General features: G+C 61.9%; 25 protein-coding genes and 2 tRNA genes. 24 read left to right on the forward strand and 3 right to left on the reverse strand.

Annotation, left to right across the window (positions count from 1 at the left end):
• The 18 genes from RBR52_RS14375 to cmr5 all read left to right on the forward strand — a co-directional run.
• Nucleotides 1-218: elongation factor Tu (locus RBR52_RS14375; RefSeq protein ID WP_320377722.1), on the forward strand; the 218-nt coding region annotated here is incomplete at its 5' end.
• A gap of 144 nt (nucleotides 219-362) precedes the next feature.
• A tRNA-Trp gene (locus tag RBR52_RS14380) sits at nucleotides 363-438 on the forward strand.
• A gap of 58 nt (nucleotides 439-496) precedes the next feature.
• On the forward strand, nucleotides 497-880 hold the full coding sequence (gene secE, locus RBR52_RS14385) for a preprotein translocase subunit SecE (protein WP_320377969.1): 384 nt from the start codon (nucleotides 497-499) through the stop codon (nucleotides 878-880).
• 10 nt (nucleotides 881-890) lie between these two features.
• Complete coding sequence (gene nusG, locus RBR52_RS14390; protein WP_055451394.1) at nucleotides 891-1,454, forward strand: transcription termination/antitermination protein NusG; 564 nt, start codon at nucleotides 891-893, stop codon at nucleotides 1,452-1,454.
• Nucleotides 1,455-1,631: 177 nt separating this feature from the next.
• On the forward strand, nucleotides 1,632-2,063 hold the full coding sequence (rplK, locus tag RBR52_RS14395) for a 50S ribosomal protein L11 (protein ID WP_320377970.1): 432 nt from the start codon (nucleotides 1,632-1,634) through the stop codon (nucleotides 2,061-2,063).
• The gene (gene rplA / locus RBR52_RS14400) at nucleotides 2,064-2,774 is read left to right on the forward strand and encodes a 50S ribosomal protein L1 (protein ID WP_320377971.1); all 711 of its coding nucleotides are present in this window, start codon (nucleotides 2,064-2,066) and stop codon (nucleotides 2,772-2,774) included. It begins immediately after the preceding gene.
• 314 nt (nucleotides 2,775-3,088) lie between these two features.
• A complete protein-coding gene (gene rplJ, locus RBR52_RS14405) occupies nucleotides 3,089-3,586 on the forward strand; it encodes a 50S ribosomal protein L10 (RefSeq protein WP_320377972.1) in 498 nt (165 codons plus the stop codon).
• A 54-nt stretch (nucleotides 3,587-3,640) separates the two neighbouring features.
• Entirely contained in the window at nucleotides 3,641-4,018 is a 378-nt protein-coding gene (gene rplL, locus RBR52_RS14410; protein ID WP_320377973.1) for a 50S ribosomal protein L7/L12, read from the forward strand.
• Between the two features lie 176 nt (nucleotides 4,019-4,194).
• Nucleotides 4,195-8,298 (forward strand): DNA-directed RNA polymerase subunit beta, encoded by a 4,104-nt coding sequence (rpoB, locus tag RBR52_RS14415; protein WP_320377974.1) that lies wholly within the window; start codon nucleotides 4,195-4,197, stop codon nucleotides 8,296-8,298.
• Between the two features lie 59 nt (nucleotides 8,299-8,357).
• Nucleotides 8,358-12,578: a DNA-directed RNA polymerase subunit beta' gene (gene rpoC, locus RBR52_RS14420; RefSeq protein WP_320377975.1), complete on the forward strand. Its 4,221-nt coding sequence runs from the start codon at nucleotides 8,358-8,360 to the stop codon at nucleotides 12,576-12,578.
• Nucleotides 12,579-12,668: 90 nt separating this feature from the next.
• Nucleotides 12,669-12,745: transfer RNA gene (locus RBR52_RS14425), tRNA-Met, on the forward strand.
• Nucleotides 12,746-13,345: 600 nt separating this feature from the next.
• A complete protein-coding gene (cas6, locus tag RBR52_RS14430) occupies nucleotides 13,346-14,311 on the forward strand; it encodes a CRISPR system precrRNA processing endoribonuclease RAMP protein Cas6 (protein ID WP_320377976.1) in 966 nt (321 codons plus the stop codon).
• Nucleotides 14,312-14,368: 57 nt separating this feature from the next.
• Nucleotides 14,369-15,508 (forward strand): CRISPR-associated ring nuclease Csm6, encoded by a 1,140-nt coding sequence (gene csm6 / locus RBR52_RS14435; RefSeq protein ID WP_320377977.1) that lies wholly within the window; start codon nucleotides 14,369-14,371, stop codon nucleotides 15,506-15,508.
• On the forward strand, nucleotides 15,505-16,554 hold the full coding sequence (locus RBR52_RS14440) for an RAMP superfamily CRISPR-associated protein (RefSeq protein ID WP_320377978.1): 1,050 nt from the start codon (nucleotides 15,505-15,507) through the stop codon (nucleotides 16,552-16,554). The genes csm6 and RBR52_RS14440 overlap by 4 nt, the downstream gene beginning before the upstream one ends.
• A gap of 3 nt (nucleotides 16,555-16,557) precedes the next feature.
• Nucleotides 16,558-19,578: a type III-B CRISPR-associated protein Cas10/Cmr2 gene (gene cas10 / locus RBR52_RS14445; RefSeq protein WP_320377979.1), complete on the forward strand. Its 3,021-nt coding sequence runs from the start codon at nucleotides 16,558-16,560 to the stop codon at nucleotides 19,576-19,578.
• Complete coding sequence (locus RBR52_RS14450) at nucleotides 19,575-20,711, forward strand: type III-B CRISPR module-associated protein Cmr3 (RefSeq protein WP_320377980.1); 1,137 nt, start codon at nucleotides 19,575-19,577, stop codon at nucleotides 20,709-20,711. The genes cas10 and RBR52_RS14450 overlap by 4 nt, the downstream gene beginning before the upstream one ends.
• Before the next feature lie 14 nt (nucleotides 20,712-20,725).
• Nucleotides 20,726-21,637 (forward strand): type III-B CRISPR module RAMP protein Cmr4, encoded by a 912-nt coding sequence (gene cmr4 / locus RBR52_RS14455; RefSeq protein WP_320377981.1) that lies wholly within the window; start codon nucleotides 20,726-20,728, stop codon nucleotides 21,635-21,637.
• A complete protein-coding gene (gene cmr5, locus RBR52_RS14460) occupies nucleotides 21,637-21,999 on the forward strand; it encodes a type III-B CRISPR module-associated protein Cmr5 (RefSeq protein WP_320377982.1) in 363 nt (120 codons plus the stop codon). Before cmr4 ends, cmr5 begins: the two co-directional genes overlap by 1 nt.
• 69 nt (nucleotides 22,000-22,068) lie before the next feature.
• Here the strand turns inward: cmr5 and RBR52_RS14465 are convergent, their stop codons facing one another.
• Genes RBR52_RS14465 through RBR52_RS14475 form a run of 3 tightly spaced genes read right to left on the reverse strand, consistent with a single transcriptional unit; the run spans nucleotide 22,069 to nucleotide 22,711 of the window.
• On the reverse strand, nucleotides 22,069-22,209 hold the full coding sequence (locus RBR52_RS14465) for a hypothetical protein (RefSeq protein WP_320377983.1): 141 nt from the start codon (nucleotides 22,207-22,209) through the stop codon (nucleotides 22,069-22,071).
• Nucleotides 22,210-22,217: 8 nt separating this feature from the next.
• Complete coding sequence (locus RBR52_RS14470; protein WP_320377984.1) at nucleotides 22,218-22,499, reverse strand: hypothetical protein; 282 nt, start codon at nucleotides 22,497-22,499, stop codon at nucleotides 22,218-22,220.
• Nucleotides 22,496-22,711, reverse strand: a complete 216-nt coding sequence (locus RBR52_RS14475; RefSeq protein WP_320377985.1) for a ribbon-helix-helix protein, CopG family — start codon at nucleotides 22,709-22,711, stop codon at nucleotides 22,496-22,498. The genes RBR52_RS14470 and RBR52_RS14475 overlap by 4 nt, the downstream gene beginning before the upstream one ends.
• Nucleotides 22,712-22,835: 124 nt before the next feature.
• Between RBR52_RS14475 and cmr6 the strand changes: the two genes are divergently transcribed.
• From cmr6 to RBR52_RS14505, 6 genes are all read left to right on the forward strand, one after another.
• The gene (cmr6, locus tag RBR52_RS14480) at nucleotides 22,836-24,062 is read left to right on the forward strand and encodes a type III-B CRISPR module RAMP protein Cmr6 (protein WP_320377986.1); all 1,227 of its coding nucleotides are present in this window, start codon (nucleotides 22,836-22,838) and stop codon (nucleotides 24,060-24,062) included.
• Complete coding sequence (gene csx16 / locus RBR52_RS14485; protein ID WP_320377987.1) at nucleotides 24,059-24,367, forward strand: CRISPR-associated protein Csx16; 309 nt, start codon at nucleotides 24,059-24,061, stop codon at nucleotides 24,365-24,367. The genes cmr6 and csx16 overlap by 4 nt, the downstream gene beginning before the upstream one ends.
• Nucleotides 24,368-24,418: 51 nt before the next feature.
• Nucleotides 24,419-25,645 carry a TIGR02221 family CRISPR-associated protein gene (csx2, locus tag RBR52_RS14490; protein WP_320377988.1) on the forward strand — a complete coding sequence of 409 codons (1,227 nt, stop codon included), beginning with the start codon at nucleotides 24,419-24,421 and terminating at the stop codon, nucleotides 25,643-25,645.
• 115 nt (nucleotides 25,646-25,760) lie between these two features.
• Nucleotides 25,761-26,291: a hypothetical protein gene (locus tag RBR52_RS14495; RefSeq protein WP_320377989.1), complete on the forward strand. Its 531-nt coding sequence runs from the start codon at nucleotides 25,761-25,763 to the stop codon at nucleotides 26,289-26,291.
• 31 nt (nucleotides 26,292-26,322) lie between these two features.
• A complete protein-coding gene (locus tag RBR52_RS14500; protein WP_320377990.1) occupies nucleotides 26,323-26,604 on the forward strand; it encodes a hypothetical protein in 282 nt (93 codons plus the stop codon).
• A gap of 8 nt (nucleotides 26,605-26,612) precedes the next feature.
• Nucleotides 26,613-26,762: a hypothetical protein gene (locus tag RBR52_RS14505; protein ID WP_320377991.1), complete on the forward strand. Its 150-nt coding sequence runs from the start codon at nucleotides 26,613-26,615 to the stop codon at nucleotides 26,760-26,762.
• The last annotated feature ends 12 nt before the right edge of the window (nucleotides 26,763-26,774 follow it).

The raw sequence follows: 26,774 nt of genomic DNA on the forward strand, positions 1-26,774 counted from the left end.
TCTTCAACAACTACCGTCCGCAGTTCTACTTCCGCACCACCGACGTCACCGGCGCGGTGGAGCTGCCCAAGGACAAGGAAATGGTCATGCCCGGCGACAATGTCAGCATCACCGTCAAGCTCATCGCCCCGATTGCGATGGAAGAAGGCCTGCGCTTTGCCATCCGCGAAGGCGGCCGTACCGTCGGCGCCGGCGTCGTGGCGAAGATCATCGAGTAAAGGCAAGGCGGGTGCATTCCCGGGTAAATCCGGGTTACGCTCGGAAAAAGGTTATGCGGGCGCGCACTGCGGGATGCGCCCGGATCTGTTTGAATTGCGGCCGTTGCCTGTTTTGCAGACAACGGCCTTGGTGCTAGAAGGTACAGGGGCATAGCTCAATTGGCAGAGCGTCGGTCTCCAAAACCGAAGGTTGGGGGTTCGATTCCCTCTGCCCCTGCCATCCATTGTCTCGGGGCGAATCGCTTCGGGATCGAACGCGCGTGAATCCGTAAATCCATATGGCGAATCCGTCTGTCGAAACCGTCTCCACTGGGGCGGATAAAGCTAAGCTGGGGGCGGCGGCAGTTCTGCTGCTGGCTGCGCTGGGGCTGTTTTATGGCTTGGGCGGGCAGCCGATGTGGGTGCGCGTCGTCACCCTGCTGGTCTTGCTGGCGGGGGCGGTCGTGGTGTTCTTCCTCTCCGAGCCGGGTCGTGCGCTCATCGCCTATGGGCAGGACGCGGTGCGCGAAACCAGGAAGGTGGTCTGGCCGACGCGCAAGGAGGCCATACAGATGACCGGCATCGTCTTCGCCTTCGTCATTTTGATGGCGCTTTTTCTCTGGCTGACCGACAAATCGCTGGAATATGTGCTCTACGACCTGATCCTGGGTTGGAAGCGCTAGGAGCATGAGTATGGCTGAAGCACAAACGATGGCAGCGCAGGCTGGCAAGCAATGGTATGTCGTCCATGCCTATTCGGGCATGGAGAAGGCGGTACAGCGCAACCTCGCCGAGCGCATCGAGCGCGCGGGAATGCAATCCAAATTCGGCCGCATTCTGGTGCCGACGGAAGAAGTCGTCGAGATCAAGAATGGCCACAAGAGCATTACCGAGCGTCGTTTCTTTCCGGGCTATGTGCTCGTCGAAATGGAAATGGACGACGCGACCTGGCACTTGGTCAAGCACACCAGCAAGGTGACCGGATTCGTCGGTGGCGCGAAGAATCGCCCCGTGCCGATCAGCGAGGCCGACGTCAACAAGATCATGAGCCAGATGCAGGAGGGTGCGGACAAGCCGCGTCCGAAGGTGCAGTTCGAAGTCGGCGAAATGGTGCGCATCAAGGAAGGGCCTTTCACCGACTTCAATGGCAATGTCGAAGAGGTGAACTACGAAAAATCCCGGCTTCGCGTCTCGGTCACCATTTTTGGTCGCGCCACACCCGTGGAACTGGAATTCCAGCAGGTCGAGCGGCTCTGACCACTTGTTGGGCCGCTAGTTGGCTAGTTGGCTAGTTGATTTGCGCGGCTGATTGCGTACAACCGCAAATCGTTTGTTCGCTGCAACCTATCCCGCCCGGGTTGCAGTATGAGTCATCAAGGGCGGTTTCGGGGAGCCTTGTGAAAACAAAGGCGCTCGTACCCATACGGAGTCATCATGGCAAAGAAAATTGTCGGCTTCATCAAGCTGCAAGTGCCGGCTGGTAAGGCCAATCCCTCGCCGCCGATCGGCCCCGCGCTCGGCCAGCGCGGCCTCAACATCATGGAGTTCTGCAAGGCGTTCAACGCGCAGACCCAGGGTGTCGAGCCCGGTCTGGCGCTGCCGGTGGTCATCACCGCTTTTGCGGACAAGTCCTTCACTTTCGTCATCAAGACGCCGCCTGCCGGCGTGCTGATCAAGAAGGCCATCAAGCTCGACAAGGGCTCGGCCAAGCCGCATACCGACAAGGTGGGCAAGATCACACGGGCGCAGCTCGAAGAGATCGCCAACACCAAGATGAAAGACCTGACTGCCGCCGATCTGGATGCGGCCGTTCGCACCATCGCGGGCACGGCCCGTTCGATGGGTGTCACTGTGGAGGGCGTGTAAATGGCCAGGATGTCCAAGCGTTATGCCGCCTTGCGCGCCAAGGTCGATTCCAACAAGCTGTACGCGCTCGATGACGCGCTGGCCCTGGTGAAAGAGTGCGCCGTGGCCAAGTTCGACGAGTCCATCGACGTGGCCGTGAGTCTCGGCGTGGATACCCGCAAGTCCGACCAAGTGGTGCGCGGCTCTGTCGTTCTGCCCGCGGGTACCGGCAAGGTCAAGCGCGTGGCCGTGTTCGCCCAGGGCGCCAAGGCCGAAGAGGCCAGGGCTGCTGGTGCAGACATCGTCGGCTTCGAGGATCTGGCCGAGCAGGTCAAGGCCGGCAACCTCAATTTCGACATCGTCATCGCCTCGCCCGACGCCATGCGCGTGGTCGGTGCGCTGGGCCAGATTCTCGGCCCGCGCGGCCTGATGCCCAACCCCAAGGTCGGCACCGTGACGCCGGACGTGGCCGGTGCGGTGAAGAACGCGAAAGCCGGTCAGGTGCAGTTCCGCGCCGACAAGTCGGGCATCGTGCACGGCACGATTGGCCGCGCTTCGTTTGGCCCGGACGCGCTGCGCAGCAATCTGACTGCGCTGATCGACGCGCTGCAGAAGGCGCGCCCTCAGGCCGCGAAAGGCATCTACCTGAAAAAGGTCGCGGTTTCTTCCACCATGGGCATCGGCGTGCGCGTCGATACCGCGACGGTGAATGCCGCAGTTGCCGGGCAGTAAGTGTTTGAAGCGGTCCCGCTCTGGCGAAACGAGCTGGCGGTGCCGGACAGGAATAGGTGTACAAGGAATTGGTGGGCCGATGCGGCGGTGTTCATGCCGCCTCGGGCGATCCAAGACCGCAGGCGCGAGACGGCCGTCTCGCTTAATTCGGCGCCGTGTAGACGATGTCGGGCCTGCGCAGATGGCGAACCCGCTGGACGAGAGAATGGGCAAGGTGCAAGCATTGCCTGTAGTCACTCCAGAGGACGCTTTTTTAGGCGCTTTGAACCGTTGCAAACCGCTTCGGTTCGAGGCAATTTCTTCAGGAGTCAATCTTGAGTCTCAACCGCTCTGAAAAGCAAGCTTCAGTCGAGGAAATCTCGGCGCTGGCAGCCAAGGCGCAATCCCTGGTGCTGGCCGAGTATCGCGGAATTGCAGTCGAGCAGATGACCAGGCTGCGCCGGCAGGCGCGCGAAAACGGGGTGCATCTCCAGGTGTTCAAGAACACCCTGGCCAAGCGCGCCGTTTCGGGTACCCCGTGCGAGGTTCTTGCCGGTGAAATGGCCGGTCCGCTGATCTACGGTTTTTCCGAAGACGCAGTGGCCGCCGCACGGGTCATCAACGATTTTGCCAAAACCAACGACAAGCTGGTCATCCGCTCGGGGGTCGTCAACGGCAAGGCGCTCGACGCCGCCGGGGTCAAGACCCTCGCCAGCATTCCGTCGCGCGAAGTGCTGCTGGCGCGTCTGCTGGGTGTCATGCAGGCCCCCGTGTCCGGCTTTGCCGTGGCGCTGGGCCAGTTGGCGAAAAAACGCGAAACCGAAGCAGCCTGAAACGGCTGAAGCTTGCAACATTCTCTTTTCAAACATTCATCCCGGAGTCAACAAATGGCAATGAATCAACAAGACATCCTCGACGCCGTCGGCAATATGACCGTCCTGGAACTCAACGACCTGGTCAAGGCATTCGAAGAAAAATTCGGAGTGTCCGCTGCCGCGATGGCCGTGGCCGCTCCTGGCGCGGGTGGCGCTGCCGCCGCCCCGGCCGAAGAGCAGACCGAATTCACTGTGATGCTGACGGAAGTCGGCGCCAACAAGGTCAGCGTCATCAAGGCCGTGCGCGAACTGACTGGCCTGGGCTTGAAGGAAGCCAAGGATCTGGTCGACGGCGCACCCAAGGCTGTCAAGGAAGGCATCGCCAAGGCGGACGCCGAAGCGGCCAAGAAGAAGCTCGAAGAAGCGGGCGCCAAGGCCGAAATCAAGTAAGGCCGTCGTTGCGCGCAGGCCCGGAAGGTCGATTGGCCCTCCGGGCTTTCGCGCCTTCAGCCGGTTCAAACCGGCGGGGTGTTGTGGAAGTCACTGCATGAGCAGTTTTCGCATGGTCTGGGGTGAGCCCGGGGTATGCGACAACTGATTTTGTCCCTGTGGAGCGGAGCGTATCCATGTCCTACTCGTTCACTGAGAAAAAGCGCATTCGGAAAAGTTTTGGCAGTCGCCAGAGCGTACTGGATGTCCCCTATCTGCTGGCTACGCAGATCAACTCCTACGAGGCTTTTCTGCAAAAAGACCTTCCACCGGCGCAACGTCGGGATGAAGGGTTGGAAGCGGCGTTCCGCGCCATTTTCCCCATCGTGTCGCACAACCAGTATGTGCGCATGGAATACAACGGCTATACCCTGGCCAAGCCGGTGTTCGACGTGCGCGAATGCCAGCAGCGCGGTCTGACGTTTGCGTCCGCGCTGCGCGCCAAGGTGCGGCTGATCGTGATGGACCGCGAAGCGGCCAAGCCGACGGTCAAGGAGGTCAAGGAGCAGGAGGTCTATATGGGCGAGATTCCGCTCATGACCGACAAGGGCTCGTTCATCATCAACGGCACCGAGCGCGTCATCGTCAGCCAGTTGCACCGCTCCCCCGGCGTGTTCTTCGAGCACGACAAGGGCAAGACGCACAGCTCGGGCAAGCTGCTGTTCAGCGCCCGCATCATTCCCTACCGCGGCTCCTGGCTCGACTTCGAGTTCGACGCCAAGGACATTCTGTATTTTCGCGTCGACCGCCGCCGCAAGATGCCGGTCACCATCCTGCTCAAGGCCCTGGGCCTGAACCCCGAGCAGATTCTGGCGCATTTCTTCGCCTTCGACCATCTGCAGTTGATGGACGAGGGTGCCTTGCTCGAATTCGTGCCCGACCACTTCAAGGGTGAGGTGGCACGCTTCGACCTGATTGATCCCAACGGCAAGGTCGTCGTCGCCAAGGACAAGCGCATCAACAGCCGGCACCTGCGCGAGCTGGAGCAGAGCGGAACGCAACGCCTGTCTGTGCCCGAGGATTTCCTGCTGGGCAAGGTGCTGGCGCGCAATCTGGTGTCGCAGGACACGGGCGAGATCGTCGCGCGGGCCAACGACGAGCTGACCGAGCCGCTGCTGAAGAAGATCCGCGAGGCGGGCATTCAGCAGATCCAGACGCTCTACATCAACGACCTCGACCAGGGCGCGTTCATTTCGCAGACGCTGCGCATCGACGAAGTGGCCGACCAGCTCGGCGCCAAGGTGGCGATCTACCGCATGATGCGCCCCGGCGAGCCACCGACCGAAGACGCGGTCGAGGCGCTGTTCAATCGCCTGTTCTTCGACGCCGACGCCTACGACCTGTCACGGGTGGGGCGCATGAAGTTCAACCGCCGCCTCGGCCGCGAGGAGATCGAGGGCGAGATGGTGCTCTCGCATGAAGACATCATGGCCGTCATCAAGCTGCTGGTCGAGCTGCGCAACGGCCGCGGCGAAGTCGACGACATCGACCACCTCGGCAATCGGCGGGTGCGCTGCGTCGGCGAACTGGCCGAGAACCAGTTCCGCGCCGGTCTGTCGCGCATCGAGCGCGCGGTCAAGGAGCGGCTGGGGCAGGCCGAGACCGAGAACCTGATGCCGCACGACTTCATCAACTCCAAGCCGATCTCTGCGGCGATCAAGGAGTTCTTCGGGTCGAGCCAGCTTTCGCAGTTCATGGACCAGACCAACCCGCTGTCGGAGATCACGCACAAGCGCCGCGTCTCGGCGCTCGGCCCGGGCGGGCTGACGCGCGAGCGCGCCGGTTTCGAGGTGCGCGACGTGCACCCCACGCACTACGGCCGCGTCTGTCCGATCGAGACCCCGGAAGGCCCGAACATCGGCCTGATCAACTCGCTGGCGCTGTTCGCCCGGCTCAACGAATACGGCTTCATCGAAACGCCCTACCGCCGCGTGGTCGACCGCAAGGTCACCGACCAGATCGACTACCTCTCGGCCATCGAGGAAGGCAAGTACGTCATCGCCCAGGCCAACGCCGGGATCGACGAAAACGGCCTGCTCAACGACGAGCTCGTGTCGGCGCGCGAGAAGGGCGAGTCGATCCTGGTCTCGCCCGAGCGGGTGCAGTACATGGACGTGTCGCCGAGCCAGATCGTCTCGGTGGCGGCTTCGCTCGTGCCCTTCCTCGAGCACGACGACGCCAACCGCGCGCTGATGGGCGCGAACATGCAGCGCCAGGCCGTGCCGGTGCTGCGCCCGGAGAAGCCGCTGGTCGGCACCGGGGTCGAGCGCGTCACCGCGGTCGACTCGGGCACCGTGGTCACCGCCTTGCGCGGCGGCGTGGTCGACTATGTCGACAGCGCGCGCATCGTGGTGCGCGTGAACGACGATGAAACCCAGGCCGGCGAAGTCGGTGTGGACATCTACAACCTCATCAAATACCAGCGTTCCAACCAGAACACCAACATCCATCAGCGTCCCCTGGTCAAGCGCGGTGACAGACTCGCCAAGGGCGACGTGGTGGCCGACGGCGCCTCGACTGACCTCGGCGAGCTGGCTCTCGGTCAGAACATGCTGGTGGCCTTCATGCCGTGGAACGGCTACAACTACGAAGACTCGATCCTGCTGTCCGAGCGCGTGGTGGCTGAAGACCGCTTCACCTCGATCCACATCGAAGAGCTGAACGTGCCGGCGCGCGACACCAAGCTGGGCGCCGAAGAAATCACCCGCGACATTCCCAACCTGTCCGAGCACCAACTGGCGCGCCTGGACGAGTCGGGCATCATCTATGTGGGCGCCGAAGTCGAGGCCGGTGACGTGCTCGTGGGCAAGGTCACGCCCAAGGGCGAAACCCAGCTCACGCCGGAAGAAAAGCTGCTGCGCGCCATCTTCGGCGAAAAGGCTTCCGACGTGAAGGACACCTCGCTGCGCGTGCCCTCGGGCATGTACGGCACCGTCATCGACGTGCAGGTGTTCACCCGCGAAGGCATCCCGCGCGACAAGCGCGCGCAGCAGATCATCGACGACGAGCTCAAGCGCTATCGCCTGGACCTGAACGACCAGATGCGCATCGTCGAGGCCGACACCTTCGACCGTCTGGGCAAGCTGCTCACCGGCAAGACCGCCAACGGCGGGCCGAACAAGCTGGCCAAGGGCGCGACCATCACCGCCGACTATCTGGGCGAGACCGACCGCTATCACTGGTTCGACATCCGTCCGGCCGACGAGGCCCTGGCGCAGCAGATGGAACAGCTCAAGGACTCGCTGGAGAAGCGCCGCCACGCCTTCGATCTGATGTTCGAGGAGAAGCGCCGCAAGCTCACTCAGGGCGACGAGCTGCCCACCGGCGTGCTCAAGATGGTCAAGGTCTACCTGGCCGTCAAGCGCCGCCTGCAGCCCGGCGACAAGATGGCCGGCCGTCATGGCAACAAGGGCGTGGTGTCCAAGATCGTTCCGGTCGAGGACATGCCGCACATGCCCGACGGTACCACCGTGGACATCGTGCTCAACCCGCTGGGCGTGCCCACGCGGATGAACATCGGCCAGATTCTCGAAACCCATCTGGGCTGGGCGTCCATCGGCATTGGCAAGCGTATCAACGAGATGCTGCAGGCACACGCCAAGGCGGCCGAGCTGCGCAAGTTCCTGACCACGCTGTACAACTTCAGCGGCAAGCAGGAAGCGCTCGACCAACTCAGCGATGCCGAAGTGCTCGAACTGGCCAGCAACCTCAAGGCCGGCCTGCCGATCGCCAGCCCGGTGTTCGACGGCGCCAGCGAAGCCGAAATCGGTCAGATGCTCGATCTCGCCTATCCCGATGCCATCGCCGAGAAGCTGCAGCTCACCGCGGCCAAGAAGCAGGTCATGCTGACCGACGGCCGCACCGGCGAAATGTTCGAACGTCCGGTGACCGTGGGCATCATGCACGTGCTCAAGCTGCACCACCTGGTCGACGACAAGATGCACGCCCGCTCCACCGGCCCGTACTCGCTGGTCACGCAGCAGCCGCTGGGCGGTAAGGCGCAGTTCGGCGGCCAGCGTTTCGGCGAGATGGAAGTCTGGGCGCTCGAAGCCTATGGCGCCTCATACGTGCTGCAGGAAATGCTCACCGTCAAGTCCGACGATACACAGGGCCGCACCAAGATGTACGAGAGCATCGTCAAGGGCGACCACATCATCGAAGCCGGGATGCCCGAGTCGTTCAACGTGCTGATCAAGGAAATCCGCTCGCTGGGTCTGGACATCGAACTCGAACGCAATTGATGGATGCCGTGCCCGGCGCCGCTTGGTTGCGCCGGGCAGGCAAATGAAGGAGTGAAAGCATGAAAGCGCTACTCGACCTGTTCAAGCAGGTCCACCAGGATGAGCATTTCGACGCCATTCGCATCGGCCTGGCGTCGCCCGAGAAAATCCGTTCCTGGTCATACGGCGAGGTGAAAAAGCCCGAGACCATCAACTACCGCACGTTCAAGCCCGAGCGCGACGGCCTGTTCTGCGCCAAGATCTTCGGCCCGATCAAGGACTACGAGTGCCTGTGCGGCAAGTACAAGCGCCTCAAGCACCGCGGCGTGATCTGCGAGAAATGCGGCGTCGAAGTCACGCAGAGCAAGGTGCGCCGCGAGCGCATGGGGCATATCGAACTGGCCAGCCCGGTGGCGCACATCTGGTTCCTCAAGAGCCTGCCGTCGCGCCTGGGCATCGTGCTCGACATGGCGCTGCGCGACATCGAGCGCGTGCTGTATTTCGAGGCCTATGTGGTCACCGACCCCGGCATGACCCCGCTCAAGGCCGCTCAGGTGCTGTCGGAAGACGAATACGCCGCCAAGCGCACCGAGTTCGGCGACGAGTTCGTCGCCTTCATGGGCGCAGAGGGCATTCACGCGCTGCTGCACAACATGGATCTCGATCTGGAAATCGAGAAGCTGCGCGCCGACATGACCGGCTCGGACACCAAGGTCAAGAAGAACGTCAAGCGCCTCAAGGTGATGCAGGCCTTCAAGGATTCCGGCACCAAGCCCGAGTGGATGGTCATGACGGTGCTGCCGGTGCTGCCGCCCGATCTGCGCCCGCTCGTTCCCCTGGACGGCGGCCGCTTCGCCACTTCCGACCTGAACGATCTGTACCGCCGCGTCATCAACCGCAACAATCGCCTGCGCCGTCTGCTGGAGCTGTCCGCGCCCGAGATCATCGTGCGCAACGAAAAGCGCATGCTGCAGGAGGCGGTCGATTCGCTGCTCGACAACGGCCGCCGCGGCAAGGCGATGGTCGGCCAGAACAAGCGCCCGCTCAAGTCGCTGGCCGACATGATCAAGGGCAAGAGCGGCCGCTTCCGCCAGAACCTGCTGGGCAAGCGCGTCGACTACTCCGGCCGCTCGGTCATCACCGTCGGTCCGACGCTCAAGCTGCATCAGTGCGGCCTGCCCAAGCTGATGGCGCTGGAGCTGTTCAAGCCCTTCATCTTCCACAAGCTCGAAACCCTGGGCGTGGCCACCACCATCAAGGCGGCCAAGAAGGAAGTCGAAGCGCAGACGCCCATCGTCTGGGACATTCTCGAAGACGTGATCCGCGAGCATCCGGTGATGCTCAACCGCGCGCCCACGCTGCACCGCCTGGGCATCCAGGCCTTCGAGCCGATGCTGATCGAAGGCAAGGCCATCCAGTTGCACCCGCTGGTCTGCGCCGCGTTCAACGCCGACTTCGACGGCGACCAGATGGCCGTGCACGTGCCGCTGTCGCTGGAAGCGCAGATCGAGGCGCGCGCGCTGATGCTGGCGTCGAACAACATCCTGTTCCCGGCCAACGGCGAACCCTCCATCGTGCCATCGCAGGACATGGTGCTGGGTCTCTACTACGCCACGCGCGAGCGCATCAACGGCAAGGGTGAAGGCATCGTGTTTGCCGACGTGGCCGAGGTGCAGCGCGCGCTCGATGCCAAGGAAGTGGAAATCACCAGCCGTGTCAGCGTGCGTCTGACCGAGTACGAGAAGGACAAGGCAACCGGCAGCTTCACCCCCAGGACCGCCGTGGTGGAAACCACGGTCGGCCGCGCGCTGCTGTCGGAAATCCTGCCTAAGGGCCTGCCGTTCAGCATCATGAACAAGGCGCTGAAGAAGAAGGAAATCTCGCGTCTGATCAATGCCTCGTTCCGTCGCTGCGGCCTGCGCGAAACCGTCATCTTCGCCGACAAGCTGCTGCAGTCGGGCTTCTCGCTGGCGACCAAGGCGGGCATTTCCATCAGCATCGACGACATGCTGATTCCGCAAGAGAAGTACAAGGTCATCGCCCGCGCCGAAAAGGAAGTCAAGGAGATCGAGCAGCAGTACGCCTCCGGTCTGGTGACGCAGGGCGAGCGCTACAACAAGGTCGTGGATATCTGGGGCCGCGCCGGTGACGAAGTCGGCAAGGCGCTGATGAATCACCTCTCCAACCAGACGGTCAAGGACCGTCATGGCAAGGACGTGCGCCAGGAGTCGTTCAACTCCATCTACATGATGGCCGACTCGGGTGCGCGCGGCTCCGCCGCGCAGATTCGCCAGCTCGCCGGCATGCGCGGCCTGATGGCCAAGCCTGACGGCTCGATCATCGAGACCCCCATCACGGCCAACTTCCGCGAGGGGCTGAACGTGCTGCAGTACTTCATCTCCACGCACGGCGCCCGCAAGGGCCTGGCCGACACCGCGCTGAAGACCGCGAACTCCGGCTACCTCACCCGCCGCCTGGTGGACGTGACGCAGGACCTGGTGGTGACCGAAAACGACTGCGGCACCACCAACGGCACGAATATGCGCGCGCTGGTCGAAGGGGGTGAAGTCATCGAATCGCTGCGCGACCGCGTGCTCGGCCGCGTGGCGGCGGTGGACGTCGTCAACCCCGAAACGCAGGAAGTCATCGTCCCCGCGGGCGAGATGCTCGACGAAGACATGCTCGACCTGGTCGAGGCCGCCGGCATCGACGAGATCAAGGTGCGCACCGCGCTGACCTGCGAAACCCGATACGGCATCTGCGCCAAGTGCTACGGCCGCGATCTTGGCCGTGGCACGCTGGTCACCAACGGCGAAGCGGTCGGCGTGATTGCCGCGCAGTCCATCGGCGAACCGGGCACCCAGTTGACCATGCGCACCTTCCACATCGGTGGTGCGGCGTCGCGTGCGGCCGTCGTGTCCAGCGTGGAGGCCAAGAGCGCCGGCACCGTGCGCTTCACCGCCACCATGCGCTACGTCACCAACACCAAGGGCGAGCAGGTGGTCATCACCCGTTCCGGCGAAGTGCTGGTCACCGACGATCACGGCCGCGAGCGCGAGCGCCACAAGGTGCCCTACGGCGCGACCCTGTTCGTCAAGGACGGCATGGTCATCAAGGCCGGCACCCTGGTGGCCAACTGGGACCCGCTGACCCGCCCGATCATCACCGAGTACGCCGGGCAGATCAAGTTCGAAAACGTCGAAGAGGGCGTCACCGTGGCCAAGCAGGTCGACGAAGTCACCGGGCTGTCGACTCTGGTGGTCATCGATCCCAAGCGCCGCGGCTCGGCCAAGGTCGTGCGGCCGCAGGTCAAGCTGCTCAACGAGCAGGGCCAGGAGGTCAAGATTCCCGGCACCGACCACGCCGTGACCATCGGTTTCACCGTGGGCGCGCTGATCCAGGTGCGCGACGGCCAAGACGTCGGCCCCGGCGAGGTGCTCGCGCGCATCCCGATGGAAGGCCAGAAGACCCGCGACATCACCGGCGGTCTGCCGCGCGTGGCCGAGCTGTTCGAAGCCCGCTCGCCCAAGGACGCCGGCATGCTGGCCGAGACCACGGGCACCGTCTCCTTCGGCAAGGAAACCAAGGGCAAGGTGCGTCTGGTCATCACCGACCTCGACGGCAACTCCAGCGAGTTCCTCATTCCGAAGGAAAAGAACGTGCTGGTGCACGAAGGCCAGGTGGTCAACAAGGGCGAGCTCATCGTCGACGGCCCCGCCGAGCCGCAGGACATCCTGCGCCTGCTCGGTGTGGAAGCGCTGGCGCGCTACATCGTCGACGAAGTGCAGGACGTCTACCGACTGCAGGGCGTGAAGATCAACGACAAGCACATCGAAGTCATCGTTCGCCAGATGCTGCGCCGCGTTGAAATCAAGGACCCGGGCGACAGCGACTACATCGCCGGTGAGCAGGTCGAGCGTTCGCAGGTTCTGGCGACCAACGACCAGCTTCTCCACGACGGCAAGCTGCCGGCGACCTTCAACAACCTGCTGCTGGGCATCACCAAGGCCAGCCTGTCCACCGACAGCTTCATCTCCGCCGCGTCCTTCCAGGAAACCACGCGGGTGCTGACCGAAGCCGCCATCATGGGCAAGCGCGACGAGCTGCGTGGCCTGAAGGAGAACGTCATCGTCGGTCGTCTCATCCCCGCGGGCACCGGTCTGGCCTTCCACCAGGCGCGCAAGGCCAAGGACGCGATGGAGCAGGCCGACCGCGCCGCCCAAGCCGCAGCCGAACTGCAGGCGCTCGAAGACAGCACCCTGCAGTCCGCCGAGTCGGACAGCGCCTCGGATCAGCCCTGATCCCACGGCACCCCATTCGCCGGATTCGATTCGAGCAGATGGGGTGCCTTGCATAAAGAATGATCTTCAAGTATGATTCATCATTTCTAGCGCGGGGTGGAGCAGCCCGGTAGCTCGTCGGGCTCATAACCCGAAGGTCGCAGGTTCAAATCCTGCCCCCGCAACCAAGATTTGTTCAATGAAGCCAAGGACTTAGCGGTCCTTGGCTTTTTTGTTGGCTGCGATATTTTGGGCTATGGCTCAATCTTGGCCTATCTATATTTAGCCACAGGTGGAAAAGGCAGATCTCAGTCTGCTGGATGCGTTTGCCCACAATGAAGCACGCGGGCGGCCGCGGGGCGGGGGATGGGAGGCGCTTTTGGAGGGATCAGTCACCACGCCAGTCCTTTGACACTGCGTCCTGCAACCGCAGGTTGACCCAATGCGATTGGCGCCGTGACGACTTCGGACAAGTGGATTGCATTGAGAGGAGGACGCCAGAAGATATCCCGCGCTGCGGGTAAGTGTGTTGCCAATTGAATGAAGTACAAGAGATGCAAGATGTTTTCGAATCGTCTTCCAAATGGGGGCTTGGCGCACGGCCTGCGTAAGATCTTGTTGTTGGTATCCTTGTTCAATGTTAATCATCACAGACGTGGCTGGCGGCAAACTCAGAGCGTGAAGCGCGCGTTTGCGTGCAATCCTGATCTCTCTGCAAGATCGCCCGCCCTGGTCCTCTTGGCGAGCAGCAAGCCTGGCAAATGGACCAGGATCAAGGATTTCATCGCATGGCCTACCAGAGCTTGTTACAACTCCCGCTCGCCCGGTATAGATTCGATTTTGCAGACCCCAGTCAGCGCCCGGCCCCGCGTTTTGCCGGTTCTGCATGGCGTGGTGCGCTCGGTCACGAGCTGCGCCGCATCGCCTGCCTGACAGGCGCACGCGAGTGCGAAGGCTGCACACTATTGCACCAATGCGCCTACAGCTATCTGTTTGCTACGCCTGTGCCTCCTGAGGCGACCAAGCTGACTCGGTATAGCGAAGCGCCGAATCCTTATGTGCTGGGTGAAGAGCACATGGAACCTGGAAAAATTCGGCTCCACCTCACCCTGTTTGGCAAGTCCAACCGTCATCTGCCGCTCATGTATCAGGCTTTGCTGCGAGGGGCAAGCGGAGAAAAGGGAATCGCCGGGCGCCGAATGGCGTTTGTCGAAATGAGGCAATGGCGCGATGCGGGTGAAGAATGGGCATCCATTCTCACAAGTCATGGCGCACCTCAAGGCAACGCACCGACCACGCCGAAAGCGCCTCCTTGTCCCTTTGGCACGATCGAAATCGAGCTGATGACGCCGCTACGCATCCGCCGCAACGGCCGACATGTCACGCCAGAGCAATTCGCTTTTTCTGATCTGTTCGGCAATTTGCTGCGCCGCATCTCCTTGCTGACCAGCTTTCACACCGATACCCCGCTGGACGTCGATTTTTCTGGCCTAAATCAGAACGCTCGCACCGTTCCCCTCCTTGCGGCGCAACTGCAATGGGTCGACCTCAGGCGCCATTCGCAGCGCCAACACACCGATATGGAGATAGGCGGTCTGGTCGGCTCCGTGTGGGTCGATGGTGCCTTGCTTGAATCGTTCTGGCCTTTCCTGTGGCTGGGCCAATACACCCATGTCGGTCGATCCACCACCATGGGACTTGGCGCCTACCGCTTACATGCGGAAAGCTTGCCAGGCCCGATGCCAAACCCGTGAGTTCATAAACTGCCGTGCATCGTGTTTCCTTCGATGCACGCCAAAAGAGCATCTGCCATGTCAAATTCGCCACAACGCATCCTGCTTGCCGTGACCGGGCTGTCACCTCAAATCGTGACCGAAACCTTGCATGCTCTCTTGAGCCGTCCGGGTCAAGCCTGGATCCCTGATGAAATCCACTTGGTCAGCACCGCCAAGGGCGCGGATAACGCGCGACTGCAACTGCTCTCTGAGAAACCCGGCTGGTTCCACCGTCTGCGCTCGGATTACAAGCTGCCCGCCATCGCTTTCCCGGAAAGTCACATCCACGTCATTCGCCGCGCCGATGGCAGTCTGCTGGAAGACATTCGCGACGATGCCGACAATGCCCTCGCCGCCGATTTCATCTGCGAGAAAGTGCGCGAATTGACCGCCGATGCGCAAAGCGAGTTACACGCCTCGATCGCAGGTGGCCGCAAAACCATGGGTTTTTATCTTGGCTATGCCATGAGCCTGTACGGTCGCCCGCAGGATCGGCTCTCACATGTGCTGGTCTCCGAGCCGTTCGAGACCCAGAAGGACTTTTTCTACCCCACCCCCGTCACGCACGTGATTCAAGACCAGCGCACTGGGCTTGCTCTCGACTGCCGTGATGCGCGCATCTGGCTGGGCGACATTCCCTTTGTGCGCCTGCGTGAGAACCTGCCGCATGATCTGATCGCGGGGAAAGCCAGCTACAGCGTAGCGGTTGCCGAAGTGCAAAAGGCGCTGCCGCCGTTACAACTTGTGCTGCGTCCGGCCAGTCGAGAGGCGGTCATGGGCGGGGAGAGCATCCACTTCACACCCATTGAATACGCCTATTACTGGTTGTTCGCCGACCGTGCTCGACGCAGTCAGCCTGGCTTGCACTGGAGCGATGATGCGCTGATCGACGAAGTGCTCGACAAGCTTGCCAAGCTCATCAACTTACATAGCGGCGAATACGAAAAAACTGAAAAGGCCTACCGAAGCAGTTATGGCAAAGACAACTTCGACCCGATCAAAAGCAAGATCAACAAAAAAATCACTCAAGCGCTTGGAAGGCGCGGCGAGGCCTACAAGCTGGCCACCCAGAAAAAAGCGCCTGGACAAAGCTATCGTTTGACGGTCCTTTTGCTGCCGCATGACGCCATCACCCTCGACACTCACCTGCCGTACTCGCAAGGAGAATTCGCGTGAAAACACTGCGCTACACCTTGAGCTTCGCCACGCCTGCCTTCATGGGCAATGCCGAACAGAACGCCCAATGGCGCACCCCGCCGATCAAAGCCCTGCTGCGCCAGTGGTGGCGGGTGGCCTATGCGGCCGACAAGAACTTTGCCGTGCGTGTGGATGAAATGCGGCAGGAGGAAGGGTTGTTGTTTGGTATGGCCAGCGAGGGCGATAGCCAAAAAAGCCAGATTCGCATTCGGCTGGATCGCTGGGACGAGGGAAAGCTGAAGAAAAGCGACTGGCCTCGCGACATTGGCACACCGCACCCGGAAGTAAAAAACAAGTCGGGGCAAGTCGTTAGCGTCGGTAGTGCTTTATATCTAGGTTACGGCCCGCTTGAATTCAGTAATGGCACCAGCTTAAAGAAAAGCGCCGCCATCCAGGCCGGAGAATCCGCCACCCTGTCCATCGCCGTACCTAACCCCCATGCACCGCTGATCGAACACGCCCTGTGGTTGATTAACCAGTACGGCACGCTGGGCGGACGCAGCCGCAACGGCTGGGGCTCGTTTGCTCTGCTCCCTCTCCCGCAAGCGGGAGAGGGCTGGGGTGAGGGCGCTTTGCCTGCGCGTCCTTGGCGTGACTGCCTGCAACTCGATTGGCCCCACGCCATCGGCCGGGACGTCAAGGGCCCACTCATCTGGCAGACCGCGCCTTACGATGACTGGAAGGCTCTGATGAAAACACTTGCCGAAGTCAAGATTGGATTGCGCACTCAATTCGGATTCAAAACCGGGAAAAACGCCCATGCGCCTGAATCCAGACACTGGCTGTCTTACCCCGTCACCAATCATTCGGTCAGTACGTGGGGCAATAACGCTCGCCTGCCCAACACCCTGCGCTTCAAAATCCGTCCCACTCCGGATGGCAAACTTGTGGGCCTGATCTTTCACGTTCCGCACCTGCCGCCCGCAGCCTTCCGGCCCGACCAACCTGCCATCGAGAGGGTCTGGACACAGGTGTACGCCTTTCTCGATGCGCCGAAGCAAGCTTTGACCCGCATTCTGGAGTAAGCCATGAACAACGACCTCCTTTGGCAAAGCAAACTCGCCGCTCGCCTGCACGACCCGGCGGAAAAGGCGCTGGTGCTTTTGCGTGACCCGGCGGGGCATGAGAACGGAACCTCCAAGGCGCTGATCCGACTCCTTGGCCTTAAGGACATCAGCGCCGAAGAACTGGCCGACGCCGACCCGGACAATGCCAATGTGCTCACCCGCGTGATTTTCAAGAAAGGTCTGCCGCTGGCTGTGTACCGCACCATCCAGCGCGCCGACTGGTGGGCGGCAGCCGCCGATCGACCGCAGTGGCCCATGCAGGAAATCACCATAACAACCAAAAAGGGCGAGGAAAAGACCTTCGCCGTGGCTGACTGGGCGCAGGTTCGCTGGGCAAAAAATCCCGTATTGACCCATCCGCTGACGGGCGATCAGGTCAACCTGCACAGTCTGAATGACACCGAAATCGACGGCATCAAGCAGCGCAGTTTCGACCATTTTTCCGATCTGCTGGTCAAACTCGGCGCGAAAGACGAGGCCACGCACGACCTGCGCAAAACCCTGCTCGCCTACTGGCGCTTCGGCCCGGAGCTGAGCGAAACCTCCGACAACGGCAAACTCGGACAACTCTGGCCGCTATTGCCTGCCGACACCCGCATTCCCGATCATTCCATCTGGGATCACCTCGACCTGGCCTCGGCCTTCGCCGGCGCCTTTGCCGCCGACCCGAACGGCGAAGCAGCGCTGCTGGCGCTGTCCATCGGCCCGGTGCAAGGCTTCATTGCCGCCGCCCGCTCCACCTCGGATTTGTGGGCGGGTTCGCACCTGCTCTCGCGTCTGGCCTGGGAAGCCATGCGCCCGGTCTGCGAGGAACTGGGGCCGGATGCCATTCTTTTCCCGCGCTTGCGCGGCATTCCGCAGGTCGATCTGTGGCTGCGCGACCGGATGGGGCTGCCGGAGGCGCTGTTCAAGGACTGCGACTGGAACAAGGGCGGCACTGATGCCAATCCGCTGTTCTCCGCTGCCCTGCCCAATCGCTTCGTCGCCGTGGTTCCTGCCAGTCAGGCCAAGGCGATTGCGGAAAAAGTGACCGTTGCCGTGCGTAGCTGCTTGCAGGAACTCGGTCAGGATGTTGTGTCGCGCCTGCTCAAGGCCGCTGACTTCGATGCCGAAGCGGAAAAAATCCCCTACGAGCAAATGAAGCAGCAACTGGCGGGTTTTCCCGAAGTCCACTGGTCGGCCGTGCCGTTTTCGCTCATCAAGCCGCGCAACACCGCGCGTCAGACCGATCTCGACACCTCGGCGCTCTCCGAGGCGATGAGGCCCTTCTTTGGGGTAGAACCCGGCAAGCCCTGCGGTTTTCTGGACACCCCGGCCTGGCAAGTCTTGCAAAAGGAAATCGACTGGGGCGATGGCACGACCTTCTTCGCTCCTAATCCCGGCGTGCTTTACCCGGCGGTGTACGACCTGGCTGAGCGCGTGATGGCCGCAGCCAAAGCCGCGCGCCGCTTCGACCCGATGCAAGAAGAAGGCTGGCGCTGCTCGCTCAGCGGCGAAGCCGAATGGCTGACCACCGACCGCGGCCAGCTTGCAAAATCCTATCGCCAGCAAACCGACACCCTCTGGGCGAAAATCGCCAAGTCCAAGCCCGCCTGGGCAAAAAATGGCGAACACCTCGCCGCCCTGCCCGCCATCAAGCGCTTATGGCCGACGATCTTTGCCGAAGAAGTCGGCCATGCGCTCAAACAGCAACCCAGCCGTTTCGTGGTGTCCACCCACACCATGGCGCTGGCGCACCAGCTCGATCGCTGGCTGGAAAAAGGCGGTCACACGGCGCCGGGCCTTGCCGATGCGGCTGAAAAGGCCGACCCCGTTGCCCTGCCGCGCAAGCTGACACGCAAATACCGCGACAATCCAGAAGCCTTGACCGATGCCAAGCGCCTGCCCGCATTGCTGGAGCAAGCGGACGAGGACGACAGCGAACACGACATCGCCAAAGCGCAAAAGCTCGTGCGCCAAACCCTCGCCGCCGCGCTGGACAAGGATGAGATCAAACTCGAAACCTATTACGCCCTGCTGATGATGGACGGCGACCGCATGGGCGCGATTCTTTCGGGCGATGAATCTACAAACACCATTATCAGCTACCGCAACAGCTTCCATCCCCAGGTGCAGGCCGGTTTCGACCAACATGCGAGCAGCCAACCACTCATCCAGAAATACGGCCAGCAAAAACGCGCCATCTCGCCCAACCGCCATCTGGCCATCTCCGGCGCGCTGAACGATTTCTCGCAAACCGTGGTGCGGCATGTGGTGGAAGAAGAGCATCTGGGGCGGGTGATCTACGCCGGTGGCGACGATGTATTGGCCATGCTGCCCGTGGCCGACATGCTCCCAATGATGCAGCGTCTGCGCCATGCCTACTCCGGCGCCCTGCCCGAAGACGAACGTACCGACTGGCAGGAACTGCGCAAAGACAAGGGCAAGCTGCATTGCAAGAACGGTTTTGCATACCTCAACGGTCGCGTGATGCGCATGATGGGCAAGCACGCCACAGCTTCCACTGGCGCGGTGGTCGCCCACCATCAGGCCCCGCTGTCCGCCGTGCTGCGCGAGTTGCGCACCGCAGAAAAGCGCGCCAAGAGCGAAGGCGGGCGCGATGCCTTTTCCATCAGCATCATCAAACGCTCCGGCGGCGCGCTGCGACTGACCGCCAAGTGGGGCGAACCGCTCCGGCTGCTCTCCGATCTGCGCGAATTCCTCACCCATGAGGACACCTCCCGCCGCGCCGTCTACAACAGTCTCGAATGGCTGAAAGACCTGCCCGAGCCCAAGGATGCGCCGCAGATGTTGGAAAGCCTGCTGGCTTACCAACTCACCCGGCAGTCCGAAGGCGGGCCCAAAGACCAGGCATCCAGTTTGGCGCAACGTCTCACCGCGCTTGCCGTGCAACAAGAGAAGCATGGTCTGGCCTGGCTGGAAAACTTCCTCACCGTGGCCGAATTCCTTGCCCGCGAAACCCGTTCAGGAGTCGCAGAATGAACACGCTGCATACCCGCTTTATTGAACCCCTGGACGTGCTCATTCTGCGCGGCAACAAGCTGTTCGGCGATCCGGGCAGCTATGGCGAGGCGCTGGTTCCGCCCTGGCCCTCTGTGGCCGCGGGGGCGATTCGATCAAGGATGCTCGCCGATGAAGGGGTGGATTTGACCGCTTTCGCCAAAGGGCTTGTCAATCATCCTTCCTTGGGGGCGCCTGCCCAGCCCGGCAGTTTCACGCTTGCCGCCTTTCATTTGGCGCGACGCAAAGCCGACGACGCGGTTGAGGTTTTGACCGCACCGCCTGCCGATCTGTCCGTTGTCGAAGACGAGCACGGCAAACCGGCTGCTCGCCTGTCCCGTCCCAATTCGCTTGCCGACGGCATTGCCAGCGCCCATCCGCTGCCCCTGCACCCCGTGCTGGCCGAAACCACCCGCGCCAAACCGACCAGCGGATACTGGCTGACGCAAGCAGGCTTCGAACGCTATTTGAACGGCAAGCCGCCCGCCCCAGAGCATCTGCTCAAATCCAGCGAACTTTGGCGTATGGATGAGCGCGTGGGCGTGGGCTTGTCGGTCGAGCAACGCCGCGCCGACGACGGCAAGCTGTTCTCGCTGCAAGCCATCGCCTTCAAACCCGGCGTGGGTTTTCTTGCTGGCATCAGCGGCGCCACGCCGCCCGAATCTGGCCTGCTGCGCTTTGGCGGCGATGGACGCGGCGCGGCCATTCGCGCCATTGAGCATCGCCCTCCCGCGCTGGACTACGCCGCCATGGCGCAGGCTCAACGCTGCCGCCTGGTGCTGACCACGCCCGGCCTGTTCCGCCAAGGCTGGCTGCCCAATGGCATCACCCCCACGGGTAATGACTACCGCTTCGACCTGCACGGCGTGCGCGGCAGGCTGGTCTGCGCCGCCGTACCGCGCGCCGAGGTCATCTCCGGCTGGGATCTGGCGAACTGGACGCCCAAACCCGCCCAGCGCGTCGCCCCGACCGGCAGCGTGTACTGGCTGGACGAACTCCAAGCCCGTCCCGAAGCCCTCGAAAAGCTTGCCAGCGAAGGCCTGTGGTCCGTGCCCTGCGAAGATGCCACCCGACGCGCCGAAGGGTTTAACCGTTTCACTTTTGCCGCCTACTGATCTGGAGCCCGAACATGTTTGAGAAACACGCCGCCGTTTTCCTCTATGCCATCAGCCCCGTCCACATGGGCGCCGGGCAAGCCATAGGCGTCATCGACAATCCCATCCAGCGCGAACGCCACACCAACCACCCCTGTTTCGCCGGTTCCGGCATCAAGGGCGCGGTGCGGCATGGCTGGCAGGCGCTGGGCGGGGAGGATGGCTTCATCAACCGCATCCTTGGCCCCGAGTCGGGTAGTTCAGACCTGCACGCCGGCGCGGTCAGCTTTGGCGATGCGCAAACTCTCGCCCTGCCCATCCGCTCGCTGCGCGGCGGCTTTGTGTATGCCACTTGCCCGCAGGCGCTCGCTCGGGCGCAGCGCCTGCTCAATACCGTCGGAGCCAAGGCCGACTGGCCGACCTTGCCCGAGCTGAAGGAAGGCCACTGCCTGATCGTCAACCCCGAGCTTCTGTCCGGCGCGAACAAGGACAAGCTGCACTTGGAGGCCTTCGAGTACGAGACCAAGGTTGCGCAAGACCTTGCCAAGATTGCTGATGACCTCGCCTCTCGCGCCCTGCCTGGCGACGCCGCCTACGACTTCTTCCGCAACAAGCTCAAAACCGATCTGGTCGTGCTCTGCGATACCGACTTTGCCTACTTCGCCGAAAACGCCATGCTGGTCGAGCCGCATGTGCGCATCGATGAAAAAACAGGCACGGCCAAGGACGGCGGCCTGTTCTACACCGAAAACCTGCCGCCGGAATCGCTGCTCATTGCCCCACTGATGACAAGCCAGACCCGCTCTGGCAACAAAGATGACAAGCTCGGAGCTGAAGACGTGATGTACAAGATCAAGGCGCTGATCGACGGCAAGCTGCTGCAAATCGGCGGCGATGCCACCACCGGGCGCGGTTTGGTGATTGCGCGAGTTGAGGAGGGCAAATGATGAGTAAGCAGACACTGGAACAAAAACGCGCCGAACATGCGTGGAAAAAAGCCGACGAAGGTCTGGCTGAGCATGGCAAAGACTATATGAACGATGCCAAGGGCTTGCCCGCACTCATTATGAACAGCGGCCTCATGCAGGTCGTGGTCTGGCTGCACGACAAAGGCGGACGACACGAAACGCTCGCTCAACACCTGCGCGACTGGCTGCATGAACAATGCAAAACCCCCAAGAAATTTGACGAGTTCATGCAACACCTGATGCAGGCCGACCCGCGGCATTTTCAGGAAGTGACAGCAGAAGCTTTCGCCTGGCTCAAATGGCTGCGGCAGATGGCCGCAGCGCGAAACGGACAGAATTAAGCGATGAGCCTGCTACGCCAGTCCGCGCAGTTTCAGATACGCCGTGCGCGGATCGAGGATGGGCATCCCTTAGACATGCTCAAGCCCAAGCAGCGCCTCATCGCCGGTGACGAACCCGTCGGCGCGGGCCGCCAAGGCTGCTGCAATGATCCAGGCGTCGTCGGGATCGGGGACGCCGGGCGTAGGCTGCGCAGCGGCGGGCAGCAGCACACACGCCTCTATAAAAAAATCTTCAGCAAACGCAAGCTGCTCTCAAGGAAATGCCGGGCCGCCCCAAGTTTCCTTGACCCCCGCGGGGGGCGGGCTGGGCGCAGCCCGGCCCTGGGGCGCTCATGACTCGCTCGAAACTTTGTCACGGCAATGCGCAAGAACTCCGCATGAACTCGCTCACCCAGCAGCAGCCCATGATTGCCGTCAAGCAATGTTTTCAGCAAAACCTTGCACAATCCAAGCCCCAGAATGCCGCCCAAATACACATTGGTATCAATAAACACCTTCACGAAAAATCCCTGAAAAAATCTTCGTCGGTGAGATACCCGGCTTTTTCCGCCAAAGGTTGTAGCGCGCTTTGTGCGCGTTTAAGTGCATCCAGCGCCGTTTGCCGCCTGAGCATTTCACGCACCACATCACTCTTGCTGCGGTGCGCATCGGCCGCTATGCGGGTGAGTGCCTCGTCCAGCTGGTCGTCCAGTCGAATCGTTAATGTCGCCATATTCACACCTCATTGATCGCTTGCGTAAGACAACGTAACACGGGAGCTAAAAATGCCGATCGCCGCCGTACCCCGCTATCTTGGGCAAGATTTCAAGGACGCATCACCGGGAATGCGTTTTGGCATGTGCCTCAAACTATGGGGCATGGATAACCGCAGCCGCGAGGCGTTGTGGACAACCCACGACATTAACTACCGTGTGGCTGGGAAAGACCATGAAGAACGCGCTTTCAAGGACGAAAACAAGGTTTCTGCCATCAAGGATGCACAAACCCTCAACGCCGCCGACAAAGCCATCATGCAATCCCTGCAGACTCGCCAACAAGCCTGTTTTGCCGGCGTATTGCCGCATGAGAGCCTGCGCCTCGAAGCCCGGTCCACCGCCCCGTTCACCACCGGCCTGGGCAATGAGCACCCGCTGGAAAACGGCTTTGCCTTTTTGAACCCCTATGGGCTGCCCTACCTGCCCGGTTCCGGCATCAAGGGTGTGCTGCGCCAAGCCGCACGCGAACTGGCCTCGGGTGAGTGGGGCGACGCCCAGGGCGGGTCGGCGAGCCGACCCTGGGGGCGCTCTCTGCTCGATGCCCTGTTCGGCCTCGAATCCCAAGACGGCGACAAGCAACACCTGCGCGGCGCGCTCACCTTCTGGGATGTGATCCCGCAAATCGCAGGCAACAGCCTTGCGGTCGAAATCATGACCCCGCACCAGTCGCACTACTACCAGCAAAAGAGCGACCGCAAGAGCGGCGACAGCGTCAGCCCCCACGACTCCGGCAGCCCCAATCCCATCAGCTTCCTCACCGTGCCGCCGGGATCGGCTTTCAGTTTTTTCGTCACCTGCGACACCGCCCTGCTGCGCCGCCATGCCCCGGATCTGGTCGAAGGCGAGCGCTGGAAAACCCTGCTGCAAACCGCTTTCCAACATGCTTTTGAATGGCTCGGCTTTGGTGCGAAAACCGCCGTTGGCTATGGCGCAATGTGGCGCGACTACGAAAAAGAGCAACGCGCCGAACAAGAACGCACGGAAGCAGCACAACGCACCGCAGAAGCCGAACGCTTGGCCGAGCTATCCCCCGAGGATTTGGCGCACGAAGAAAACCTGAAACAAGTGCATGCCTTCCAGCAACAATTCGAAACCGCACGCAAAACCGCCTACCAACCCGGCAGTGCCTTCGACTCCCAACGCCTGGATTTCATGAAAACCGCCTTGGAATGGAGCGACCCGCGCAGCCGCGTGGCCGCCGGAGAGCTACTGGCTCAAACCATGAGCAAAACCTGGGGCACACCCGGCAAAAAGGAACGCAAGCAACAAATCAGCGAAGCGGTGCAGAAACTCAAGGGCGAAGCATGACCACCTGGCTCGTCACCCGACATCCCGGCGCCGTCGAGTGGTTTGCCGAACAAGGCTTCAAGGTGGACCGGCAGATTGCCCACCTCGATCCCGCTGAGATCGAGCCCGGTGATGTGGTCATCGGCACCCTTCCGGTCAATCTGGCTGCCGAGGTCTGTGCACGCGGCGGGCGGTTCTTCAATCTCTCGGTGGACATGCCGCCTCAAGCGCGTGGGAGAGAACTCTCCGCCGACGACCTGAAACGGTATGGCGCGCGTATCGAGGAATACCAACTCCAGGCCCTGCCCACCCGCCATCCGCAGTAGCGCTTGGCTCTGGCCGCACCCAGGCGCCCCATTGAAAGAGAAAATCACGCCATGAACGCCACGCTCATCACCTTTCTCGGCAAAGGCCGCGACAACCCCCAAACCGGCTACCGTGAAGCCACCTACCAGTTTGCTGACCAAAGCCAGCGCAAGACCCCTTTTTTCGGCTTGGCGCTTGCCGAACACCTGCAACCCAGGGTCCTCATCATTCTGGGTACGGCAGGCAGCATGTGGGGCGTTTTGATCGAATACTTTGCCGAACATGATCATCACGAAGAACTGCGTCTGGAACTCATGGAGGCGGAGAGCCAGGGCGCCGTCACGCAAGACCTGCTTGATCGCGTCACTCCGCTGCTGCAAGCATCTACGGCGCACGAAATCCAATTACGCCTGATCCCCAGCGGCCAGATCGATCAAGAGCAAATCGGCATTCTCGAAGCCATTGACCACACCCTGGACAAACAACCAACCCGCCTTCACATCGACATCACCCACGGCTTTCGTCACCTGGCGATCATCGGCTTCTTGTCCGCTGCCATGCTTGAACGCCTGCGCCCGCAACTACATGTCGAAGCCCTTTGGTATGGCGCGCTGGACATGACTTCACGCGGCATGACGCCCGTCATTCGACTCGATGGGCTCAACGCCGTGCACCGCTGGGTCAGCGCCCTTGATCGCTTTGACGCCAATGGCGACTATGGCGTCTTCGCCCCTCTGCTCGAAGCCGACGGCCTGCCCGTTGACAAGGCGCGCTGCCTGAGCGACGCGGCTTTTTATGAGGCGACCACCCAAATTCCCAACGCAGCCCGCAGCTTGCGCACTCTGCTGCCTGAACTCGAGGGGCACGCCCTGCCTGGAGCCAGCGCCCTGTTTCAGGTCCAACTTAAAAAACGCCTGCAATGGGCTCGGTTCGACAATCTCGCTGAACAGCAACGCATTCTGGCCCTGCGCGCCCTCACACGCGGCGATCTGCTCCGCACCGCCATTCTTGGTCTGGAATCCCTCATCTCAAAGCTGATCCAGAATGCCGGGCGCGACCCCTACGATTTTCAAGCCCGCAAAATCGAGGACGAGCAGCTTCAACAGGAAATCAGGGAGGGCCAGCACCCCGACTGGCTACGTGACGCCTATTGGAATCTGAAAAACCTGCGCAACAGCATGGCCCACGGCACCCCGCCCACATATTCTCATCTGCAACAGCTCATCAAAAATCCCGAGCGCCTGCGCAAGGAACTCGAATCCACGCTGGGGCGGCTCAACGCCTCGCATTTCTCTTGACCCCCCAGGGTCGGCGAGCCGACCCTGGGGGCGCTCACGGCGCGGCAAGCTTGCGAGACCGGCCCCGTGGGCAAACGCGCTCCATACTTCTCCTACCGCCACAGGGAGAAGTATCGTGTTGCGCAAAATTCGATTTCTGCTGACTCGCCACTGCACCGCCACCTGCGCCTACTGCCACAACGAAGGCCAGTCCGGCACAGGGGCCAGCTTGCTTCGACTGGAGCAGGTCGAGTCCATTCTCGATCGCTTTGACCAGAGCGGTCTGAGGGCCGACGTGCATTCAGGCATCAACTTCGTGACCGAAGCACACAGGCGCGGTCTCGACAGCAAAATCATCGACCTCTTCGGCGGCGATTTTGCCCCATGCATCCGTTGGCAGCACCAGGGCTACACCCTTCAAGCGGAAGGCGTCTGGTTGCATGCCGAAGGCATGCACCGCCTTTACACCAAAACCTGCACGCGAGAACACAACTTGCGCGACCAGACCTATTTCATCGGTGCGGAGGGCGTTCGCCTTGCCCTGGATGCGCCCATCATCGCGGCCCTCGACGATTTTCATCCCCTGGAGTCCAACACCGCATCCAATCGCGCCGAAAAGCGGCAAGCTTGCCAAGCCGGAACACCGTCCGAATCACCGGCAACATAAACCCCGTCAATCAATGAACAGGAAAAGCATCATGACCATCGACAAAGCCATCGCCCTCGGCATCGCGGGCAACGCATTCTCCAAGAAACTCACCGGCACCAGCGAAGTCAGTGCGGCTCGCACCGCGGTGGCCACCGGGTCGGGCGCGGCGCTGGGCGCAACCGCCGCTGGCACGATCACCGTGGGCATCTTTGCCGCCGAGGCGTCCGGGTTGGTCGCGGCCGGCACGGCAGCGGCCGCCGCCGCACCCATCGCCGTGCCGCTTTGCGCCGCCGCAGCCATCTTCGCGGGCATCGCCAGCCTGTTCGACTGAATCCAGCCATGCCCCAACGCACCTTCTATCTGGCCGCCTACGACGTGCGCGACCCAGCGCGCCTGGCCGACGCTGCGTATTTCAGCCCATCGTGGACGGCATTTCAGGCTGATCGTGGACGGGATTTCAGCGTGATCGTGGACGGCGTTTCAGTCTGATCGTGGACGCTG

The organism is Thiomonas sp. (assembly GCF_034007205.1).
In the GTDB taxonomy this organism is placed as follows: domain Bacteria; phylum Pseudomonadota; class Gammaproteobacteria; order Burkholderiales; family Burkholderiaceae_C; genus Thiomonas.

Bases quoted from the DNA above. Each gene is read 5' to 3' on its own strand.
- RBR52_RS14450 (WP_320377980.1), top strand. From the start codon at position 19,575: ATGAACACGCTGCATACCCGCTTTATTGAACCCCTGGACGTGCTCATT.
- cmr4 (WP_320377981.1), top strand. From the start codon at position 20,726: ATGTTTGAGAAACACGCCGCCGTTTTCCTCTATGCCATCAGCCCCGTC.
- csm6 (WP_320377977.1), top strand. From the start codon at position 14,369: ATGTCAAATTCGCCACAACGCATCCTGCTTGCCGTGACCGGGCTGTCA.
- RBR52_RS14500 (WP_320377990.1), top strand. From the start codon at position 26,323: ATGACCATCGACAAAGCCATCGCCCTCGGCATCGCGGGCAACGCATTC.
- secE (WP_320377969.1), top strand. From the start codon at position 497: ATGGCGAATCCGTCTGTCGAAACCGTCTCCACTGGGGCGGATAAAGCT.
- cas10 (WP_320377979.1), top strand. From the start codon at position 16,558: ATGAACAACGACCTCCTTTGGCAAAGCAAACTCGCCGCTCGCCTGCAC.
- rplA (WP_320377971.1), top strand. From the start codon at position 2,064: ATGGCCAGGATGTCCAAGCGTTATGCCGCCTTGCGCGCCAAGGTCGAT.
- csx2 (WP_320377988.1), top strand. From the start codon at position 24,419: ATGAACGCCACGCTCATCACCTTTCTCGGCAAAGGCCGCGACAACCCC.
- rplK (WP_320377970.1), top strand. From the start codon at position 1,632: ATGGCAAAGAAAATTGTCGGCTTCATCAAGCTGCAAGTGCCGGCTGGT.
- RBR52_RS14505 (WP_320377991.1), top strand. From the start codon at position 26,613: ATGCCCCAACGCACCTTCTATCTGGCCGCCTACGACGTGCGCGACCCA.
- cmr5 (WP_320377982.1), top strand. From the start codon at position 21,637: ATGAGTAAGCAGACACTGGAACAAAAACGCGCCGAACATGCGTGGAAA.
- rpoC (WP_320377975.1), top strand. From the start codon at position 8,358: ATGAAAGCGCTACTCGACCTGTTCAAGCAGGTCCACCAGGATGAGCAT.
- rplL (WP_320377973.1), top strand. From the start codon at position 3,641: ATGGCAATGAATCAACAAGACATCCTCGACGCCGTCGGCAATATGACC.
- cmr6 (WP_320377986.1), top strand. From the start codon at position 22,836: ATGTGCCTCAAACTATGGGGCATGGATAACCGCAGCCGCGAGGCGTTG.
- cas6 (WP_320377976.1), top strand. From the start codon at position 13,346: ATGGCCTACCAGAGCTTGTTACAACTCCCGCTCGCCCGGTATAGATTC.
- rpoB (WP_320377974.1), top strand. From the start codon at position 4,195: ATGTCCTACTCGTTCACTGAGAAAAAGCGCATTCGGAAAAGTTTTGGC.
- csx16 (WP_320377987.1), top strand. From the start codon at position 24,059: ATGACCACCTGGCTCGTCACCCGACATCCCGGCGCCGTCGAGTGGTTT.
- RBR52_RS14475 (WP_320377985.1), bottom strand. From the start codon at position 22,711: ATGGCGACATTAACGATTCGACTGGACGACCAGCTGGACGAGGCACTC.
- nusG (WP_055451394.1), top strand. From the start codon at position 891: ATGGCTGAAGCACAAACGATGGCAGCGCAGGCTGGCAAGCAATGGTAT.